The 20,207-nt window shown below is 49.5% G+C and carries 16 protein-coding genes and 2 pseudogenes; 11 read left to right on the top strand and 7 right to left on the bottom strand.

The annotated features are described in order from the left end of the window. Positions 1-59: 59 nt before the first annotated feature. From C7B65_RS24770 to C7B65_RS24760, 3 genes and pseudogenes are all read right to left on the bottom strand, one after another. Positions 60-326 (bottom strand): helix-turn-helix domain-containing protein, encoded by a 267-nt coding sequence (locus C7B65_RS24770; RefSeq protein ID WP_073075152.1) that lies wholly within the window; start codon positions 324-326, stop codon positions 60-62. A 67-nt stretch (positions 327-393) separates the two neighbouring features. After that, a pseudogene (locus tag C7B65_RS24765) lies at positions 394-1,393 on the bottom strand (transposase family protein); the annotation flags it as partial. After that, positions 1,356-1,949: a recombinase family protein gene (locus tag C7B65_RS24760; RefSeq protein WP_073075153.1), complete on the bottom strand. Its 594-nt coding sequence runs from the start codon at positions 1,947-1,949 to the stop codon at positions 1,356-1,358. The gene C7B65_RS24760 and the pseudogene C7B65_RS24765, both read right to left, overlap by 38 nt. A 986-nt stretch (positions 1,950-2,935) precedes the next feature. Between C7B65_RS24760 and C7B65_RS24755 the strand changes: the two are divergent. The 11 genes and pseudogenes from C7B65_RS24755 to C7B65_RS24705 all read left to right on the top strand — a co-directional run. Continuing rightward, positions 2,936-3,142, top strand: a pseudogene (locus tag C7B65_RS24755) (type II toxin-antitoxin system ParD family antitoxin); the annotation flags it as partial. A gap of 332 nt (positions 3,143-3,474) precedes the next feature. Continuing rightward, positions 3,475-3,711 carry a helix-turn-helix domain-containing protein gene (locus C7B65_RS24750; RefSeq protein ID WP_219898726.1) on the top strand — a complete coding sequence of 79 codons (237 nt, stop codon included), beginning with the start codon at positions 3,475-3,477 and terminating at the stop codon, positions 3,709-3,711. Positions 3,712-3,714: 3 nt separating this feature from the next. Beyond that, positions 3,715-7,176 carry a helicase-related protein gene (locus tag C7B65_RS24745; RefSeq protein ID WP_073075155.1) on the top strand — a complete coding sequence of 1,154 codons (3,462 nt, stop codon included), beginning with the start codon at positions 3,715-3,717 and terminating at the stop codon, positions 7,174-7,176. Further along, positions 7,173-7,340 carry a hypothetical protein gene (locus C7B65_RS28555; protein ID WP_219898725.1) on the top strand — a complete coding sequence of 56 codons (168 nt, stop codon included), beginning with the start codon at positions 7,173-7,175 and terminating at the stop codon, positions 7,338-7,340. The genes C7B65_RS24745 and C7B65_RS28555 overlap by 4 nt, the downstream gene beginning before the upstream one ends. After that, a complete protein-coding gene (locus C7B65_RS29410) occupies positions 7,337-7,516 on the top strand; it encodes a DUF6883 domain-containing protein (protein ID WP_342353023.1) in 180 nt (59 codons plus the stop codon). The genes C7B65_RS28555 and C7B65_RS29410 overlap by 4 nt, the downstream gene beginning before the upstream one ends. Beyond that, on the top strand, positions 7,513-7,935 hold the full coding sequence (locus C7B65_RS24735) for a DUF2281 domain-containing protein (RefSeq protein ID WP_073075156.1): 423 nt from the start codon (positions 7,513-7,515) through the stop codon (positions 7,933-7,935). The genes C7B65_RS29410 and C7B65_RS24735 overlap by 4 nt, the downstream gene beginning before the upstream one ends. 36 nt (positions 7,936-7,971) lie before the next feature. Next, entirely contained in the window at positions 7,972-10,896 is a 2,925-nt protein-coding gene (locus C7B65_RS24730) for a DUF1156 domain-containing protein (protein WP_073075157.1), read from the top strand. A 5-nt stretch (positions 10,897-10,901) separates the two neighbouring features. Beyond that, on the top strand, positions 10,902-11,525 hold the full coding sequence (locus tag C7B65_RS24725; RefSeq protein ID WP_073075158.1) for a restriction endonuclease subunit R: 624 nt from the start codon (positions 10,902-10,904) through the stop codon (positions 11,523-11,525). A gap of 5 nt (positions 11,526-11,530) precedes the next feature. Then, positions 11,531-12,154 (top strand): hypothetical protein, encoded by a 624-nt coding sequence (locus C7B65_RS24720; protein WP_073075159.1) that lies wholly within the window; start codon positions 11,531-11,533, stop codon positions 12,152-12,154. Positions 12,155-12,187: 33 nt separating this feature from the next. Further along, positions 12,188-15,085, top strand: a complete 2,898-nt coding sequence (locus tag C7B65_RS24715; protein WP_073075160.1) for an ATP-binding protein — start codon at positions 12,188-12,190, stop codon at positions 15,083-15,085. Between the two features lie 804 nt (positions 15,086-15,889). Beyond that, a complete protein-coding gene (locus C7B65_RS24705; protein ID WP_181314496.1) occupies positions 15,890-16,480 on the top strand; it encodes a reverse transcriptase N-terminal domain-containing protein in 591 nt (196 codons plus the stop codon). A gap of 186 nt (positions 16,481-16,666) precedes the next feature. Here C7B65_RS24705 and C7B65_RS24700 read toward each other — a convergent pair whose 3' ends face one another. The 4 genes from C7B65_RS24700 to C7B65_RS24685 form a co-directional block, all read right to left on the bottom strand. Then, positions 16,667-17,101, bottom strand: a complete 435-nt coding sequence (locus tag C7B65_RS24700) for a hypothetical protein (protein WP_073075161.1) — start codon at positions 17,099-17,101, stop codon at positions 16,667-16,669. Positions 17,102-17,316: 215 nt separating this feature from the next. After that, complete coding sequence (locus tag C7B65_RS24695; RefSeq protein WP_073075162.1) at positions 17,317-18,255, bottom strand: trypsin-like serine peptidase; 939 nt, start codon at positions 18,253-18,255, stop codon at positions 17,317-17,319. A 60-nt stretch (positions 18,256-18,315) separates the two neighbouring features. Next, entirely contained in the window at positions 18,316-18,555 is a 240-nt protein-coding gene (locus tag C7B65_RS24690; RefSeq protein ID WP_073075163.1) for a hypothetical protein, read from the bottom strand. Positions 18,556-18,564: 9 nt separating this feature from the next. Next, on the bottom strand, positions 18,565-19,794 hold the full coding sequence (locus C7B65_RS24685; RefSeq protein WP_073075164.1) for a S8 family peptidase: 1,230 nt from the start codon (positions 19,792-19,794) through the stop codon (positions 18,565-18,567). Between the last annotated feature and the right edge of the window lie 413 nt (positions 19,795-20,207).

Below are 20,207 nucleotides of genomic sequence, written 5' to 3'. Positions count from 1 at the left end.
GCTCTAGAACAAACCTCATCTTATCGTTGATGCGGGAGAACAATCCAAAAGTCCATTTCTCAATCGTGGCGAGTATAGCTCAAGACGGCTTCAAATCCTTCCTCCACAAACTGGTGCCGGACTCGCTCAATCGTTGCCACACTCACATCCAGGGCGGCGCTGATGGCTTGGTCTCCCCACCCCCCATCGGCTTGATGCTGATCCGCTTTCAACAAAATTCGAGCACGATTCATTTTGTAGGCAGCCGTTTTGCCCGTTGTGGTCAGTTTCTCAAGGATTTGTCGTTCTTCTGCACTCAGCGTTACCTTGTACTTCTTTGCAGGCATGGTTCCGTTCTCAGGTAGGGGAACGGTGGGTCTTCATTATCCATCATTCCTGCATTGACTGTCTACTAGAGTGAGGTTCCGAGCGATGAGACTGGTCGTTGTAATTGAGTAAATATCGATGCAGCCACTGATTTGCCTCGGCTTCAGTCTGTGGTTGCTGGAAGTGATAGAGGGTTTCGTGAGCTTCTTTAACTGTCCGAAATGGTCTTTCGACTTTACCTTTAGATCTGGCTGTCACCCGCCGACCATCGCTCCCTTTGGGCATGTGGGTCATCAACTTAATATCTAAGCAGGACAGTACATTTTGGAAGATAGTACTTTTGGAGATCGAACCATTATCGGCATAGATTGCAGCAGGAATTCCTTGAAAAGGTGAGTTGTCGCTCTTAGCTGTCATGGCGTTAAATAAGAACCGTAGCGCGGCTTCGACGTTTTCTCCATAGACACAGTGGTATTCCTGATAACACATCCCACTTCGGTCATCAACGACGCTGTATAGCATCAGCAGTGGATTACCGCGACCTGGCTCGACCCATGCGGGTTGAGCAATATGCTTTAAGTCTGAAGGGCTGAGGTCAAAGTGCCAGCAGTCGTTGCTATTATTGGCTTGAAAGCGCACGGCAGAAGGTTGTCTGGTCATCCGCTCTTGGTCGTACCCCCAAGTTTGGAGATAACGGTTGACTGTTGTTCTGGTCAATAGTCCTGGTGGTGGTTGGATGAAGCCATTGGGAGTATCGACACCGTATTCCTCAAGGACTTCGATTGCTCTGGTGGTGGAAATATGTCGCCCCTTTTTATTGCTGGTACGAATTTTAAAGGCAGCAATGATTTCACAGTAGCTTTCCATCTCTAGTTGTGAGAGTTTTCGCGGCTGTCCTCGGTCGGTACGATGAGTCGATTTTGGTCGCGTCTGTTCTCGCAGCAAGCGATACAAGGTGTCTTTAGATATCCCGTAGAGGTCAGCGGTGTTTTCTACTACCAGTTCGTTCGGGGCAACGAACTGGTAGTAGTTCTAAGCTTTGTCGTAAGCTAACCAGAGCCGAGGCGGGGACTTGTTTGCGGGGCACTGTTTTGTTCCTCGGCTACATATTTATAGAGTGTGGGTCGGGAAATACCCATCATTTGACAGATTTCATCGAGTGAATGTTGTTTTTCGTTGTACAAACTGACGACCAAAGCTCTTTGATTCGGCTCTAGTGCCTTAGGTCTGCCGCCTGTCTTACCTCTGGTTCTGGCGGCAGTTAATCCAGCGTTCGTTCGTTCGCGAATCAGGTTCCGCTCGAACTCTGCCAGTGCGCCGAACAGGTGGAACATCAACTGACCGCCACTGGTGGATGTGTCGATACCTTCTTGGATGCTGTGCAGTTGGATCGATCGTTGACGCAGTAATTCTATTAACTCAATTAGATGCTTGAGCGATCTCCCCAATCGATCTAACCGCCAGACGACAAGTGTATCTCCCGCTCGTAACATATCCAGCGTTGATGTCAATCCTGGGCGAGTAGCTTTGGCTCCACTTTTACGATCTGTAAAAATTCTTTCGCAGCCAACTTTAGTCAGTGCGTCTTGCTGAAGATCGAGGAGTTGGTCGTCAGTTGAAACACGAGCATAGCCAATTAGCACAACAAAAAGTAAATAAACTCATTCATGACGAGTATATCTTGATTTTGATTTCTTTATTGGGTTACTTTATCAAGCAAATGGCGGTTTGCCATTGTGGTAAATAGTCCTGTGACAGAGTAAAGAAAAGGGACGTTTTCTTTACTCTACCTAACTCAATTTATAGTTGCAGTTAATGTGGGTTAGAGCAGATGATTGTGGGTGGGTTGCAATTAATCTGGGTTCAGTTGCAGTTAATTCGGGTTTGAGCGACCGCATAGTTGCAGTTAATGTGGGTTCAAAATCGCGATGATTGCGGGTTTGATGATTTATGATTGCGGGTCGCTACATTTAGAAAGCCAGTGAAAGGAATGACAACGGATGATATTAAGTTTGTGCTTGATCTGATGACCCTTGAGGACGATATCTATGAAGTCGATGGCACCTATTTCATTAAGACAAACTGACTGGCTGTATCGGCGTATCGCTGTATCGGAAACATCTTCTAGAAGTGCTCTATCGACCAAGATACAGGCGATACAGGCGATACGATACACCGATACAGGCGATACGGGTTAGGAGCCAATACGGGCGATACAGGCAAAGCTCATTCTACAAACTGCACCACAAACTATTACCAAGTCATCACTCACACCCCGCGCCCTGGCACATCACGCCGGGGCTTTTTTGTCAGGATAAACAGTAAATAAAAAGGACAAAACAAAAACAAGTTACTCACTGCGGATGGTCAGGTTAGGTCAGGTCGTTTTGATGATGGGCGATGAGGTTTTATCTCGGTTCAACTCCGATTGGAGTCTGAGGCAGTAGGAAAAAGCTGTCTACATTTTTGAACGCGCTGGTACTGCTGCCGAGTTTTTAAATACGGTGATAACGATAATTGCTATTCTCTGTTATTGAAGCGAAAATGAAAAAACTCAAGTGACAGGAGGACTCAAGCATGAACGTATCTTTGACATCAGAGCTAGAGCAGTACGTCTCAGGAGAAAGTTTCAAGTGGACTCTACTATTCTGCCAGTGAAGTGATTCGTGAGGGTTCGCGCCTGCTGAAGGAGCGGGAACAGCTTCAACAAATTCGCTTGCAAGAATTGCGCCAGGACATTCAGGCGAGACTGGATAGCGGAGAGTCAACGCCCCTCAATATGCAGGTAGTTAAAGAAAAAGCGCGGAAGCGTCGCCAGCAGAGGCAGCCTCAGTAATGACGATCGTTATTAAAAGCCCCTCGGAGAGCTTGACCTGTTGGAAATTTGGGACTATGTCGCGGATGACAGTCTTGATCGCGCAGAAATGGCAGTGACTGGCGGGACGTGACCAATTCTTACTTCCGTTTTTAGATGGATCGGAGTAAGAATTGACAGCCCAGCTCGTCTATTTAGAGTGGCAGTCAGCCTCACTTAATTAAAGTTCAATGAAGAGTCTGTAACAACGGGATGAACTCTCCGCAGAACAACCAGACTTTCCATTCAACTTGGGAATACTGGAATATAACGTGTGTTGCAACGAAGATTGAATGTTGATTGCGAAGCCGTCTATGCTCAAACAACCAGAAGTAGGTCAATTCATTCGTGATCTGCGACTTCTAACAGAGCTGACCCAAGAGCAATTTGCGGCGACATTAGGGGTCACATACAACACGGTCAATCGTTGGGAGCGTGGGCGAATGAAGCCATCACGTCTCGCACTGAAGCAGATTGAGCAGTTATTGAATGCACAAGGGGATCGGGTTCAGCCTTTGACAAAGAAGTATTTTTCAGAGACGCAAGATTAACTGATGGAAGAACAACTGGTTGGCAAACGGATTTCCATTCCTGGACAATTTAATGATCCTGTCACCGTTGAGGATGCCAGTATCGTCGAAGATATTGTTCTTCTTCGAGTTCGCACTCAGCAAGGCGAGCTGAGAGATGCGTACATCGGCATTACTGAAGTTGAGGAGATTTTAAGCACGCAGAGTCAATCCTCTGCATCTCCAGTCGATGCCAATCAGTTTTTCCTCTTCGTCGAATCAGCTCGTATCAAGCTAGCATTTGCTTATGACCCCCATTTCGCAGTCAGTCTCAGCGGGGTCCGTCCTTTACCTCACCAGCTAGAGGCTGTTTATGAGCGGATTTTGCCCCAGGTTCGGCTCAGGTTTCTGCTGGCAGACGATCCAGGGGCGGGCAAAACAATTATGGCAGGGTTGCTCCTCAAGGAGCTGAAGCTGAGAGGAGCCATTGAGCGGGTGCTAATTTTGGCTCCTGCCCCGTTAACCCTACAGTGGCAGGATGAGCTGAAGAGCAAGTTTTCTGAAACGTTTGAGGTGATTAACTCAACGCTGGCGAAAGGGCAGCTAGCGGGTAATCCCTGGGAGCGGTTTCGCCAGTGCGTTGCCTCCATTGATTTTGCCAAACGAGATGATATTACGCCTGGCATTCTTCAAGTGGATTGGGATTTGGTGATCGTCGATGAGGCGCACAAGTGCTCTGCCCGGACTCAGGGAGATGATTTAAGGCGCACTGGACGGTATGAGCTAGTGGAGGCCTTATCCAAGAACAGCGAACGCATTCTGCTGCTAACGGCTACGCCCCATCAGGGGAATGTAGACCAGTTCCATAACTTTCTACGGCTGCTTGACCCTGAACAGTTTGTCTCTGATCAGATCAATCCAGAAATGTTACGGATGGAGAATAGCCCCTGGTTTCTCCGACGCATTAAGGAGGAACTCAAAGATTTTGATGGACGAAAGCTGTTCAAGGAACGTTTTGCCCAAACCGTCCCCTTTGAGCTTTCACCCGCCGAGGAGCATCTCTATAAGGAAGTCACTAAGTACATCAACAAGTTTTTGGGGAAAACTAAGGGACGAAAACAGGCAGCCGTTGCTTTAGCTCGCACCGTCTTACAGCGCCGTTTGGCGAGTAGCCTGAATGCTATTTTCAGTTCGTTAAAGCGACGGCGACAACGGTTTGCTGATTTGTTAGAGGAGCTAAAGGGGCTGTCTCCAGAAGAGCAGCACGCTCGTTTGATCAATCTTAGCAAACCAGTTGACTTGGAGAAGGAAAGCGATGACTACGAAGAGGACGAGCAGGAGAGCTTAGCGATCGAGTCTACAACGGCAGAGCGGCTGGAGCAAATCCGTGATGAGCTGCATGAACTAGAGCGCTTGGTCAAGCTGGCTGAGCAAACGATCAACGCTGGCACTGAGATGAAGCTGAACCAGTTGAAAGAGTGCTTGAAAGGAGAGTTATTCTCAGAACTTCAGGATGGTCGGGGAAAGCTGCTGCTTTTTACCGAACATCGGGACACACTGGCTTACCTAAAGCAGAATTTGGAGGCTTGGGGTTATACCACCTGTCAGATTCATGGAGGCATGAATCCGCTGGCTCGTAAGCAGGCTCAGAAGGATTTTCAGCTCAATCGCCAAATCTGCCTCGCAACCGAAGCAGCCGGGGAGGGCATCAATCTTCAATTCTGTCAGTTGATGATCAACTACGACATTCCCTGGAACCCGAATCGCCTTGAGCAGCGCATGGGGCGCATTCACCGGATCGGACAAACCCATGATGTCTATATCTTCAATTTTGTGGCGATCAACACTGTAGAAGGTCGGGTACTGGAAAAGCTGTTGACCAAGCTGGAAGAGATTCGGAAGGCAATGGGCGATCGCGTCTTTGACGTTGTGGGTCAGCTCCTGCAACTCAACGACATTCGCTTCGAGGATATGGTGAAGGATGCAACTTACAGTAAGGCTTCTGAGGAAAATGCCCTGGAGCAACTGGAGCAACTGGATCTCCAGCGTTTAGAAGAACTGGAGCAAGCAACAGGTCTGGCTTTAGCAACAAGTCACGTTGACCTGTCTCAAATTCGACGCACCCAGAGCCAGGACTTTCGCTCAGAAGAGCAGCGGTTGATGCCTCGCTATATCGAGGAGTTCTTCAAACGATCGTGCGAGTTCCTGAGTGTCAACTTAGAAGTTCGAGCCGATGGGCTGTGGCGAGTTCCCTATGTCAAAGAGGAATTTCGCTCCAACAATTTAGAAGCAGTGCGGCGATTGGGTACGGTCGATAAGAATTATCCAAAGCTTTCCTTCTATAAGGAGCAAATGGCTAACCCCAATCACCAGGACGCAGAACTACTATCGCCAGGTCATCCGTTGTTTGCAGCGATCTCCGAGCGGTTGGACATTGAACTGGATAATGCCATCTGCACCGGGTCTGCCTTGTTTTTAGATGCGGATGCCGATGAGCCTTACCGGATCTACTTCTTTGAGCTTCAGGTTGCTGGACAACAGCGAACAGGGCAGGCAGCAGTGTTGGAAGCCGCTTTATGCGCGGTTTTGGAAAAGGCAGCAGGCGATTTGGTCTTAATTTCTCCAGACTGTCTCCATGATCTTGCCCCTGCCAATGCTGACGCGATTCCTCCTGGCTCTTGCTCCCTCACCGCTCCTACGCCTCAAGAGCAAGAGCGCCTTGAGAAGTGGCTGAAGGTCAAGATCCAGGTGCCTATGGTGAAGCAGGAGCAACAGCAACGACAGCGTGAGCTAGACATTCGGCAGGACTATCTGGAGAAAGCGATGGATGCTGCCATTCGAGACGGTCAATCTACGCAAATGAAGCTGGCGGCAAAGGTGGCAGCCGGGGATGAAACCTATCGCGTTGCACGAGACAGTGCCCAAAAGCGTGTGAAAGACCTCAAGGAACGTTACAGAGCCAAGCAGAGTGAACTGGATTACCTTAAAATCGTCAGCTTTGGGCGGGTTGCCTATTTGGGCTGCGCGATTGTTTCCCCTGCTCCAGCATTCGTGGCAGCAATGCCGGGGATGAAGAATGACCCAGAAGTTGAGGCCTTTGCAATGCGACATGTGATGGACTATGAGCGGCAACGAGGGTGGGAGCCAGAGGATGTGAGCCAGAACCGAGATGGCAGTGGATTCGACATTCGTAGTTTGGGACCCATTAACTTGGAGACTGGTATAGCCCCTGCGCGACGGATTGAGGTGAAAGGACGGGCGCAAGCGAACGAGGAGATTTCACTGACTTCTAATGAGTGGCGAAAAGCGCAGCAGTTAGGAGAGTCCTATTGGCTCTACGTGGTTTGGGGTTGCAAGACCAACGCGCCAAAGCTGTTGAAGATCCAAAATCCAGCGAAGGTTCTGGTGGGTGATGCTAAAGAAATCCGGCAGGTGACTCGATACTTGGTGCCTGCGGAAGCAATTACTCGTAATGCTCAATTGGATTCGGAGGCAAATGCAGGATGACTCAACCTGTCAGTCTAGTTTTTCCAATTGAGAAAGCCATTTATCTCTTTACTCGCGAAACAAAACCAATGGAAGGAGGGGACAAACAAAAGTTTTGGCGAGAGGTAATGGGTTTTGAGTCCCCAGAGGCAATCCGGGAGGCAATTTTGGCAAAAGTCATATAGATCTCCTGGAAGCTAGTGGACAAGATGATCATGGGTATCGGTTTCAAGCAGTGGTTTTCATAACAGGGCCGTCTGGGGTGTCTTGGCAAATCAGAACAGGCTGGATTGTTCGCTATGGTGAGGATGTGGCAAGGTTTGTGACGGCATTTCCAGAGCGATCGGGGAGGCAAAAATGAGTCAATTTCAACTGTTTGATGTTGTGCAACTAATAGAAGAAATTCCCCTGTCGGGGGATTTTACGAATGCAGCGATACAGCCTGACCTTGCCCTAGTGGGTACATCCGGAGCGATCGTTGAGATGTTTAACGACGGAGAAGCCTACCTCGTGGAATTGTTTGGTGACTGGACAAAGGCAGGGCTTGAAGCTGACGAATTAATCTCTGCTGAACCTGACGATCCTCAAGCGTTTCGGGAAACGATCGGAGTTGAACCAGTCTATCCGCATCAACTTCGGTTGGTAAAACCTGCGAAGGAAATGATGGGTGCAAGAGGACACCTGGTTTCTATTTTGGAGGATTTACCGGAAGAGTTAATTGCAGAAGTTCGAGACTTTGCTGAATTTTTGCAACAAAAACAACGCCAAAAACAAGCGTAGCGATTCTCAAACCCTAATCCTTAGCCCCAAACCCCTATGACCACAGATCGCCGCCTCATTGAAGACTTCATCCCTATCCGCGAGATTTCTGTGCAAGCGGCACGAGAGAAGTCGATTCGCAAGGGGCATATCTCGACCCTCCATTTGTGGTGGGCACGGCGACCTCTAGTAGCAGCACGGGCGGCGGTGTTTGCCTCGTTGGTGGCGGCACCAGAGACACCCCAGAAGCGAACGGCTTTAAGCAAGGCAATGGTTGAACTTTGCAAGTGGGAGGCAGGGGAAGAGACGATCAAAAAGGCGCGACGGCAGATCCTAGAGGCACAGCGAGATCGCCTGGGTCTACCTACTGATACGCCATTGAAGGATGTGCCACCGCCCAAGGTGCTGGATATGTTTGCTGGGGGTGGGGCAATTCCATTGGAGTCGTTGCGGTTGGGTTGTGAGACCTATGCGGTTGATCTGAATCCAGTGGCGCACATCATTGAGCTTTGTACGCTGGTGTATCCGCAGAAGTATGGCAAGAAGCTGGCGGATGAGGTGGAAAAGTGGGGCAACTGGGTGATCGAGCAGGTGCGGGAGGAGATTGGCGACCTGTATCCACCCATCAAGATTGGTGAAGTGGCAGCAGAGAAGACAGAACAGTTGAGCTTGCTGGGTTCTGGGAAGTCGAAGCAGTTGAACCTGGCTCAATCTTTGACTCCGGTGGCGTATTTATGGACGCGGACGGTGAAGTGCCCGAACCCGGCTTGTGGGGCACAAGTGCCGTTAGTGCGCCAGACCTGGCTGTGTAAGAAGAAGGATAAGTATGTTGCCCTTAAAACTATCCCGAATCATGAAACGAAGCGGGTTGAGTTTGAGGTGGTTGAGTCGAGAACTGAAAAGGGATTAGGTTTTGATCCTGCGGCGGGGAGTTCAAGAGGAAATTCGACTTGCCGCCACTGTGGTGCAACTCTAGATGTTAAACACATCAAAAAAGAGGGGGTTGCAGGTCGTATCAGCCAACAACCGATGGCAATCGTTTGCACAACCGCAGGAGCGCAGGGAAAAACTTACCTGGCTGGCAAACAGTTTGATCGTTATATCCCAGACGAAAGCCAGTTACAGGAACGGCTGAACAAGCTATGTGAGGAAACCAAGCTAACGATTCCAACAGAACCTTTACCGGAATATGGAACGCTTGGCTTTCGAGTGCAGCCCTATGGACTTCTAAAATGGGCTGATCTATTCACTTCTCGGCAACTGCTGGCGCTGATGACGTTTGTGAAGTGGGTGAGGGTGGCGCACGAGAAGATGATGCAGGAGGGGTATGAGGATGAGTTTGGGAAGGCGATCTCCACTTATCTTGGAATATTGTGCGATCGGTTAGCTGATTACAACAGCTCAATTACTCATTGGCATGGTGGCAGAGAATTAATTGGTAATACATTTACTCGCCAAGCTTTGCCGATGGTTTGGGACTTTGCAGAAATCAACCCACTTGGCAATGCTTCAGGTAATGTTTCAGGTGCTCTTGACTGGATTCTTCAAGTTATTCGTCAAGAATCTAACAGCAATAATCCCGCCATTACAAAACGTGGCTCATCAATGGCTTTACCGATAGAGTCTGAATCGCTTGATGCCGTCATTACTGACCCACCCTACTTTGATTCTGTTCCTTACGCCGATTTGTCTGACTTCTTCTACGTCTGGCTAAAACGCTCAGTAGGTCATCTCTACCTAGAGCATTTTTCAGCGCAACTCACCCCGAAGAAAAATGAAGCCATCATGGAGCCGACTCGGCATGGAGGCGACAAAAAGAAAGCTGCGAAAGCCTATGAAGATATGATGCATCAGGCATTCTGTGAAGGCAAACGGGTGTTAAAACCAGAGGGCATGATGGTGGTAGTGTATGCCCACAAAACAACTTCTGGATGGTCAACTTTAATTGATTCCTTACGTAGAGCAGGTTTCACCATTACTGAAGCGTGGCCCCTTGATACAGAGATGGGGTCGAGGTTACGCGCTGCTAACTCTGCGGCTCTTGCTTCTAGCATTTTCCTCGTCGCCCGGAAGAGACCCTCACCCCTAGCCCCTCTCCCCAGGGAGAGGGGAACCGATCTAACTCCTGCTCCCCTTCTCCCTAGGGAGAAGGGGTTGGGGGATGAGGGCAACATCGGCGACTACGCTACAAATGTTCGTCCCCAACTCTCGCAAATCGTCCGCGAACGAGTCGCAACCCTGATGGCAGAAGGCGTAACCGGAGCCGATCTAGTCATCGCTTGCATCGGTGCAGGACTTCGCGCCTACACCCAATACGAGCGAGTTGAACTGCCCAACGGTGAGGAGCTTGATGCAAATTCCTTTTTAGGTGAAGTGCAAAAAGAAGTCGTCGAAGCCGCTCTTACCAGCGTCATGCAGTGCGACAGACGGGGCGTGAGCCTGGTAGACAAACCCACCCAGTATTACATCATGGGTCGCTACGAATATGGTGAACTAGCAGTTGAGTTTGACGAAGCCAACACCCTCGCCAAAGGGGTCGGGGTTGAACTCGATGGCGTAGGCGGTTTAACTGATGGCAAGCTGGCCCTCGTCACCAAAGCTAAAACTACCATTCAACTGCGAGACTACAGCGATCGGGGTGCTCTTGAAGACTTGGGCATTCAGCGCACCGAAGGACGGCAAACCTTCAACGTCAAACCGCAGGAAATTGGCGCTGCACCAACCCTCATTGATGTGCTACATCGTCTGCTCTGGTTGGCAGACCATAAGCCTAGTGAAATTCCCGTATTCCTCAACCTTGCCCAACCCGATGCCACTCAGTTACGCCTGGTCGCTCAAGCCCTTGCGGGACGTGCTTTAACACCAGAGCCAGGGCAGGAAACCACAACCACCCAACGCACAAAAGAGCAAGCTGCGATCGATACCTTGTTAGCATCCTGGAAGCGACTGGTCGAAGACAACCTATTCACTCAGGGGAGATAAAACCAATGGTGCAAACGATTCAAGCTAAAAACGTCACCTTGCGAACGCTGATTGATGATTTTGGGATTCGGCTCGTTCGGGACTCCCAATGCTTCTCTGAATGGCAAACGGATCTGCCTGATGTGAGCGACTCCGAAAAAGAATCGCTCGATCGCATCGCCAATGGATTCGTCAATCTCCTAGATTATCCTCCCTTGCTTGAAGGGGTGATTCGGATGTCTGTGGTTGATCCTCTCCTCTTTTTAGGTGGCTTTTACCTCCCGCCATTTCATGTGAGATCGGAGCCATCGATCGAAATTCAAACCGAAGACGAAGGCATCATCGTTACTGGCAGCCTCGATACACTCGTCCTTAAAGACCAATTGTGGGTACTGGTTGTCGAGTCAAAACGAGCCTCCTACTCGGTGGAGGCTGGGTTGGCTCAAATTCTGGCGTATATGCTGGCAAGCCCCAATCCAGCTAAACCCTGCTACGGCATGATCACCAGCGGCGGCAGTTTTATGTTTGTCAAACTCGTCAAAGGCAATTCACCCCAATACGCAGTCTCAAAATTATTTGGAATTCGTGATTCTGGCGATTTACATACCGTCTTTGCCATCCTCAAACGATTCGGTCAGCTCGTGGAATAGCCCCTATGTCTTACAGCAACTTTACTCTCAGCAAAGTCAAAGCCGACTTCGGCATCATCACCCACGAAACTCAGGATTTGTTTACTGAGACTAAGGCGATCGTCCCCAGCGAATTGCTCACCCTCACGCTCAAAGATCAACTGCCGCTTGCCAGCGCCATCAACACTGAAAAAGCGCGGTCTGAATTGCTGGTCATGCCCATCCTGATCGAAGTTCGACGCTTGCTCAACAACCAAATTTCGGTCTTTTCTGGTAGCACCTTTGAAGTGGCTCCAGAGCAAGGCTTAGAAGGGCGATGCGACTTCATCTTGAGCCGTTCCACGGAACAGTACTACATTACCAGCCCCGTGCTCACGATCGTGGAAGCTAAAAACGAAAGCATCCCCAGTGGACTAGGGCAGTGCATCGCCACCATGATTGCGGCTCGCTTGTTTAACCAGCAAGAGAAAAACCCAACTGATCCAGTCTATGGAGCCGTTACCACTGGCACCGATTGGAAATTTCTCAAGCTCGAAGGACAAACTGCCTTTATCGATGTCAGCGACTACTACATCAAAGAAATCAACAAAATTCTCGGCATTCTAGTCTCTACCCTCCAACCAGAATCAAAGCTGGTCGGCGTTCACTAACCGTATCCCCATCTCTTGCCTCCCACACACCCCATGAGCAGCGCCTACCAACTCAAACCCTGGACCCAGGTTGCCATCCCCCATCAAGATATCTTAGATGGCAAACTCGATAACTCCGTTTACGCTGCCAAACTAGGGGCGGTGGTGCGGCAAGATCCCACCTGTCCGCCTGTGTATCGCTCTGCTAGTCAATTCTTTGCCGCCACTTACCTCACTTCAGAACTGAAAAGTCTTCTGACCAGCGTGGTGCAGCGTTTGTGTGGAGAGGCAGGCGATCGGGTTCTGCAACTGCGAACCCCCTTTGGTGGCGGGAAGACGCACGCGTTGATCAGCCTTTACCACCTCACCAAACATCGACAAGACTTGGTAGAACATGCCGACTTTGCTAAATTGCCAAACCCTGGCACTGTCGATGTTGCCACCTTTATCGGCGACGATTTTAGTGCGACCAAAGGAACCCAGATTCCCGATGGGCCACAAGTGTTAACGCCCTGGGGCTATTTGGCTTGGCAACTGGGTGGCAAGGAGGCTTATGAAATTGTTCGAGCGGACGATGAGCAACGAGTCGCCCCCGGCAATGATGTGTGGCGCAAAATTATTGGCGATCGCCCAACACTCATCCTGCTGGATGAATTCCTGAACTATGTGGAGAATGCTTTGGGTGTCGAGGTGAAGGATTCGACGCTCGGCAAACAAGTACTCACCTTCATCAAAAAACTGCCCGATGTCGTCGCCGAATTGCCCAGAACCGTGCTGGTCTACTCCCTTCAAGCCAGCGTGCAGGAGGCAGTGGGTAATGAAGGACTGCTCGGCACATTAGACAAACTGGTGTCACGCAATGATGCCAAAAAAGAGCCTGTCTCTGGCGATGAGGTGATGAAGGTTGTCCAGCGCCGTTTGTTTCAGACGATTGGCGATCCTACTGCGATTCAAGAAATTGCCAATCAGCAGGCTGAACTGTTTCGCAAATTCCATGAAAGCTATGCCGAAACCGATCGCGGTAGACAGGAGATTCAGCAGCAGGCAGCCCTCCTTGCAGAACGAATCCAGATCAGCTACCCATTTCATCCTGACTTACTGGATTTGATGTATCACCGTTGGGGAACCCTGCCCAGTTACCAACGCACCCGTGGTGCCCTCCAGTTTCTTGCCAGCGTCGTCTACTCTCTCTGGCAGGAAGAGCATACATCCCTGCTCATTAGCCCAGGCGATGTACTCTTTCAAAATGAAGCAGTCAGAGGCGCATTCTTCACGCAAGTCGGTGAACGTGAACGGTATAACTCAGTCATTGATGCTGATTTGATTGGCAGAAAAGCCAAGGTCAAAATCGTAGACAATCGCATTGCCCAAGATTCCCCAGCACTAAGCCACCTCAAAGTCGGCACACGCCTTGCCTCGGCTGTGTTGATGTATTCTTTTGGTGCCCGTAGCGGTGAAGATCGAGGGGTTTTAGAACAAGAGATTACAGCCTCCTGCCTCACACCAGGACTCGATCGCAATGTCATCACGGCAACCCTGAGCGACCTGCGGGAAAACTTACTCTATCTGCACTACGTCGGCAAACGCTACCGCTTTGAAACGAAGGCAAATCTAAACAAGCTGATTGCTGATGAGGAGAGTAAGATCTCTGGAAATGACGTTTTGGAGAAGATCCGAGAAGAACTTGGTAAAACCCTTCAAAGCAGCAGCGGTAAGGTTATTCTGTGGCCCAAAGACTCCGCAGCGATTCCTGACAGAGAACCGCAATTTAGTATTGCTTACTTGGGGCATGAGTGGGCAGAAAAAAGCCCAGACACCATTCTTACAGAGGTTATGTCCTGGCTAGAGCAGAGAGGCAATGACAAACGAGAGTATAAAAATGCGCTTGCCTTCGTGATTCCGAACAAAGCCCAAATTGATAAAGCACGCAAAGCTGGTCGCAACGCAGAGGCGATCACCTCACTGATTAAGGACAAAGCCAAATACAAGTTCGGTCCTGAAGACGTGGAGGAACTAAACGAGAAGCGCAAAGATGCGCTCAGTGATATCGGTGCGGCTGTCCGGCGGCTGTATGACTACATCCTGCTTCCAATACCCAATACAGATGGGGCTAACCCAATTCGCCTGGAGATGATCGACCTTCAAGCTCAACTCAACACTAGTCAGAATCTCCAAGACCGAGTGTTAGATGCCCTCAAAAATCATGTCTTTGGCAGCATCACCACATCCAAGCTGATGCGCTTGTCTGGGCTAGAAGAGAAGGAACCTGGCTACATCACTGGAGATGAGTTGGTTAGCTATTTCTTCCGTTTCCCCACCTATCCAAAGGTTTTGGGCATTGATGCCGTGAAGCAGGCGATCGTCAAAGCGGTTCAGCAGGGTCTCATCGGTTATGTTCCCTACCTGATCATTGCTTCCAACGGCAGTCCTAAAGTAGAAAATCCCTCCCTCGTTAGCTTCGAGCGAACCATTCCCCTAAACGAATTGGATCTGGCTGGCTATCTACTAGCTCCCCAATTAGCTAAACAGCTTTCAGTTCCCCCTGAATCAGAGAAACTGCCCAAGATCGGAACTCAGGGTGCTGAAACTGGCGATGAAGTTGCCACCGCTTTTCAGGGTGGTTCCGCTACAACCATACCAGCCGCTAATGAAGGACAAGCAGCAGTCGAGTACAAATCTCAAACCAGCAGTATCGAAAGCTCGGTCTTAGTGAATATTGTTAACGGTGTTCAACCAGCTCGTCACTACAAACTGGAGGCCATTACCGACAAGTCCAAGTTCTTTGAGTTGTTCAGCGTCCTTCAATCATTGTCCGACAGAGCAGAGGATATGACGATCAAAATTGAAGTGAGGGCGCACACAACTCAGGAATTCGACCGAGCTTGGATCAGTGGCGCGATCGAGGAGCCTCTTGACGAGCTAGATATTCAAGCTTCAACAAGGCTTGAGTAGGAAGGAGGGTGGCTCAAGTACGGGATCGTCAGCATGGCAGCACACAACCCATCATGGCGTTCCCGTAAGCCCAGTTTTAGTAACGGAAAAATCTTGAGCGTTAAGGGTGGGTGAAATCAGCCGTCCCATTTGTGGTCGCTGGGCTTCCCGCCCAAGCGAACCTATAGGGGTAAAAGGGGTAAAAGTAGCGGTGCGATGTAGCAAGTCAAGTGTTAGAGGATTAAAGCGAATCCTCCTAAGTGAGTGGAGAGCCGTCTCTCCCAGTGGCATCTGTCCCACTGTCCCCCCGTAAAAGAGTCTTTGACTCCGGTCACACTGTAATCAGTAATGAATCCAGTGGAATGCAGACCACGAACGTATCTAAGCCTGGAAGCCTCAATCCGGGTAAGGGCAATGGGAAGTCTGAAAGGGTTAAGGCAATTGAACCGTTGCTTGAAGCTTCGTCATTTAGGCCAGTCAGTGAAATCAGGCTGAAACACTGAGACCAAAACGGTAAATGGGTGGCTTAACGGCTCGCTACTCCGTTAGGTGACAGATCACAATCCCATCGGAGTGTAGACGGAACCCGACCCAGACGCAACTCAAACACTTGGAACTACAGAAGCCCAATGGATTCTCTGGCTCAACCGCCAGAGTAGGTAAACCGTAAGGAATGCACAATATCCAGTGGGTAAAGGATGCTGGAGGAAGCGAAGGCTCCTGGTAATGCAGGAGATAGGGGTTCAAACTTTGCTCCACGTTGAAAGACGGCAGACTTCCAGCAGGTCATCGACGATAAACCAATGTAAGGGAACCGAATCGCCTGTGAAAGATAGAGTCTGTAAAGACATCGGAGCAGGGAAACCACTTGAGGACTGGGCTGCCATTCACTGGAAGCTCGTCAAAAAGCGTGTGAGGAACCTGAGACAGCGAATTTATCGTGCCACTCAAAACGACCAGTGGAATCGGGTGAGAAGCCTGATGAAGCTGATGCTACGCAGCTACTCCAACCTGCTGTTATCGGTGCGACGCATTACCCAAGGAAATCAGGGAAAGCAAACGGCTGGCATTGACGGTCAGACGGCGCTCACCTCTGAGCAACGGGTACAACTGGTAAATCGAATGCAGGACAAGACCCTGTGGCAGGTTCACCCAACCAAACGGGTTTACATTCCAAAAACGAGCGGAAAACTCAGACCTCTGGGAATACCTGCATCAGAAAATCGGGTCGCACAGACAATCGTTAAAAATGCCTTAGAACCAAGCTGGGAAGCGCGGTTCGAGAGCCACAGCTACGGGTTTCGCCCCGGTCGCAGTTGTCAAGATGCCATTCAGAAACTCACGTTAAAGCTGAAATGCTTATGGAATAAACGTTTCAGAAAACACCTTTCAGTCTCAATGAGACGTACCAATTAGTCTTTAGGCTATTTGGTACAGAAATCTTGAACGGAATATCAAGGGTTTCAGGCTCCTGATTCTCAGCAGGTTCAACTGGTACACCTCTTAGCGTAACTTTCTGTTCCGTTACTACTCAAACCCCATACCCCGTAGAGGTGTCGTGATACGAAACGCTAGAAAAGCTGAGTACGATCGCAATTTCTTCTATCGAATTTGAATCGTTTGAGCAACTAGAGCCGTTTCCTCGATCGGAGACTGGTTTCCGGTAATTTGAACACGGATACCCGGCGTTAAAGTGCCCGGAGCGACTGTCTTACCTTGTCGCATCACAGACGTATTGGATTGGAGTGAAACAAAATAGCGACCCGAATCGGTTGTAACGGTCAATTGCAGCGGGAAGCTTTCCATCACTTGTTCAACAGTGCCTTCAATCATCATAGCTTTGCGCGGCGTTGTAACGGGATTTGGGAAAACAGCATCATCGGACGAAACGGCTTCGTTTGGATCAACGTGAGTCACGATCGCAGGCTCCTGAGTCACACTTAAATCTGAAGAATTGGCTTGATAACTAGTACATGCAAGAAGAAAAACACTCACTCCTAGTAAGCTGCTCAAGCCTATTCCTTTCAGTCTCATCATGATCTGACTCCTTCTAAATTTCAAGATAATCTTCGACTCTATTCTGTCTTTTACTTCTAGAGTGATTGAGTCAGTTACCAAAACGGATACCAGTTGCCTCAAAAGGGTTTTGGATTGGTCAAAGTACGATCAATGGCAAAAGAGAACTGCACGAATCAGCAGACGCAAATTCAGGCAATTCTCTTTTAGCTCGCTAGTACTGTTTCGGATGGGACTTAGCAGGGAATATTGCGCCAAGCCAGCATATTGTCAAACACAGGCTTCGTGATCCGAGTTGCGCTGTTGGGGCATCCACCATAGGCATGAACTCCAACGGCATGACGCTCACCGTTGAGCAAGCGCCAGACCGGACTGCCACTTTGTCCGCCCATCGTATCAATCATGTAGTAGATTTTGCGATCTTGAACGTCGCTAATGCTTCCTGCATTGAACCATTGTGTCCCAAAAGGTTTATCGGCAGGATAGCCAGACGTATTCACAAACAGATTCTTCAGAGAAGCATCGGACAGATTTGCAAAGCCAAACCAGCCCACCGTGTTGCCCAAGTTGCAGTTCGGCAGAATAATCGCACCGTAGTCAAATTCGGGTTTGCTGTCTTGAATCCAGCCGTTGACACTGCGGAACGAGGTGCCCACTTGAGAGCCATAGGGGCGGCTGTTGCCATCCATGCCAGGAACCACTTCGATCGATTTTGCCCATCCGCCATTAGCTTTACTGTAAACGCAGTGACCTGCCGTCATTACAGTGCGTGCACCAATGAACCAGCCTGTTCCAACAAACTTCGCGTTATCAGGGAAGGTGATAAAGAGTTTGCAGATCCAGCGCCAAGGGTTGCCGCTAGCTGGAGTGATTCGGATGCGATCGTCCGCACCACAGACAGTTTCCGCCATCAGATAAGCGGTAGAAGCTGCATCGGGCAGATCTTTAAGATCATCAGGAGAAACAACGGCTTCACCGATTCCTTCAGTCACTGCACGGGTTGGATCAAACCCTGAAACCGCCTCGAACTCTCCGTTGCTGACAATGCCATCGAAATCTGGAACCATCAGGTTTTCGCCTGGTTTTAGCTCAGAACTTTCACTAGACACAGCGCCATGGAGTTGCACTTCAGAAACAATGGGTTGTTCAGAGGAAATGCTTTGATGAGTTGTCATGACAATAAGACTCCTTGAATAAACTAGATTTGAACGAATGTATTGCGAAGCGATTCGCGCTTATTGAAGGTCTGATTCGGGGGGAGCAAGCTGGTACTCTTCGGCGAGTTCAATATCCGCAACCCCTTCGATTTGAGAAAGCGCACTTATGCTCTCAGCCGCGATCGCACCTGTGATGACTCCAATTTCAACAAGCCATTGATCGACTTGCATTCCAGCAGTTTGAAGCTTTTGGGCGACTTCGGGGAGACGTTCCTGATAGTCATCTCGAACCGAAACCAGCACTTTGAGGTTTGCCATAGTTTCAAGTTAAGGGGCTTGAACTAACCCAGCACCCACATCCACGGAAGGTAAGGGCAAACGTTGTGCCGATTTTGCGAGTAGGTTCCAAAGTTCCTGTCCTCTCAGTCCGGTTGCTTCGGCGTGCAGAGCAGCAATTCCTGCCACATGAGGCGTTGCCATACTGGTACCGCTGATTGTTCTGTAGTGGAGGGGAAGAATCCAGCTAGAGCGAACTTTCACGCCTGGAGCCGCGATATCAATCTGTCCGCCTTTAGGATTGATGCCTTGCGTGGAGAAGCTTGCCACTTGAAGCTGGACATCGATCGCGGCAACTGCCAAGATAGAAGGGCAGTTTGCAGGACGACCGACAGGTCGGATAATGCCTGCACTGCGATTGCTCTCATTTCCTGCGGCAGCCACAATCAGAGTGCCTCGTTTGAGGGCGCGTTTTGCGATTGCTTCATAGATGCGAGAGTAAGACTGACCAGGTTGGGTCGCAGCGCCAAGCGACATGGAGATAATATCGCAACCGTTTGCGATCGCCCATTCGATCCCTTGTAGAATCTGACTATCGGTTCCACTGCCTTCGTTAGACAGCACCTTCCCAGCGTAGATCTCAGCATTGTAAGCAATCCCATAGAGGGGAAGGACACCAGGGGTCTTGGAACCACAGGCAGTTCCGATACAGTGCGTACCGTGTCCATTCCCATCCTGTACGTCTTGTCCCTCAACGAAAGATTTCGCTGTAACATTTCTGCCCAAGAAATCAGGATGGGTGAGATCGAAGCCCGTATCTAGAACTGCAACCTTAATTCCAGCACCACTGTATTTTGACTGGGTAACTTCAGTGGCTTGCAATCCCCAGGTTACGGCAGATTCATCAATCACGGCTTCCGCTTGAGATTGATCACTAGAGATCAGGCTGTCTGAGAGCGTTGTGACTGCATCTCGATAACCGCGCAAATAGTCTACAGAGACGCTAACTATAGCACCTTCAGGAGTTACGTCTTGAAGCGCGTATAGAACTTGCTCTGGCTCAACGGCGAGAATGGGACTATCCGGACTTGCAATATTCAAGGAACTAAGTTGCGTCGGATCAACCGCCACAACGGCAACTCCCAATTCACCAAAGGTGAGCGTATCGGAACTAGAGGTAGTGAATGTCTCGCTGAGTAATTGAACACCTTCTGCAACCGAATCTTCTCGAAAGAGAATCAAGTACTTGCCCGTTGTCTGGGGAGTCATGTTCTGTGCCATTTGCGTTTTTTTTAAGTGTGTAAGTAGCAGTGAACTCGATAGTTACCCGAATTGACTAATAGATTGGCGCTCACACAGTTAGTAAATGCGTTACTCTGATCGATTTTGGGTGCGTATCTTTCTAGATTGTGCTGATAGAAATAGCCTTTTGGCAGTACCCACATGGGGTATTCTCTATTACCGAAAAATATAGAGAACTGGTGTAGTCGCTAGGTTATAGAGACAAAATTGCTACTACTTGAATTTTTTTGAAATGGCATAATTCCCCTTTGAGTACTCTTTTCTCAAACAACACTCTGGACAATTTTTGCAGTCAGAGGTAGATAGAAAAGCTAACTGAGATCTTGCACCCATCTCAATCAGCCGCGGGTAGAGGCTTGACAATGACTTCAAACCCCTGTGCTGCAATGACC

Source organism: Phormidesmis priestleyi ULC007 (assembly GCF_003003695.1).
Lineage (GTDB): Bacteria > Cyanobacteriota > Cyanobacteriia > Leptolyngbyales > Leptolyngbyaceae > Phormidesmis_A > Phormidesmis_A priestleyi_A.
Note: the sequence above shows the minus strand (reverse complement) of the source record. Positions and strands in the feature narration are given on the sequence as shown.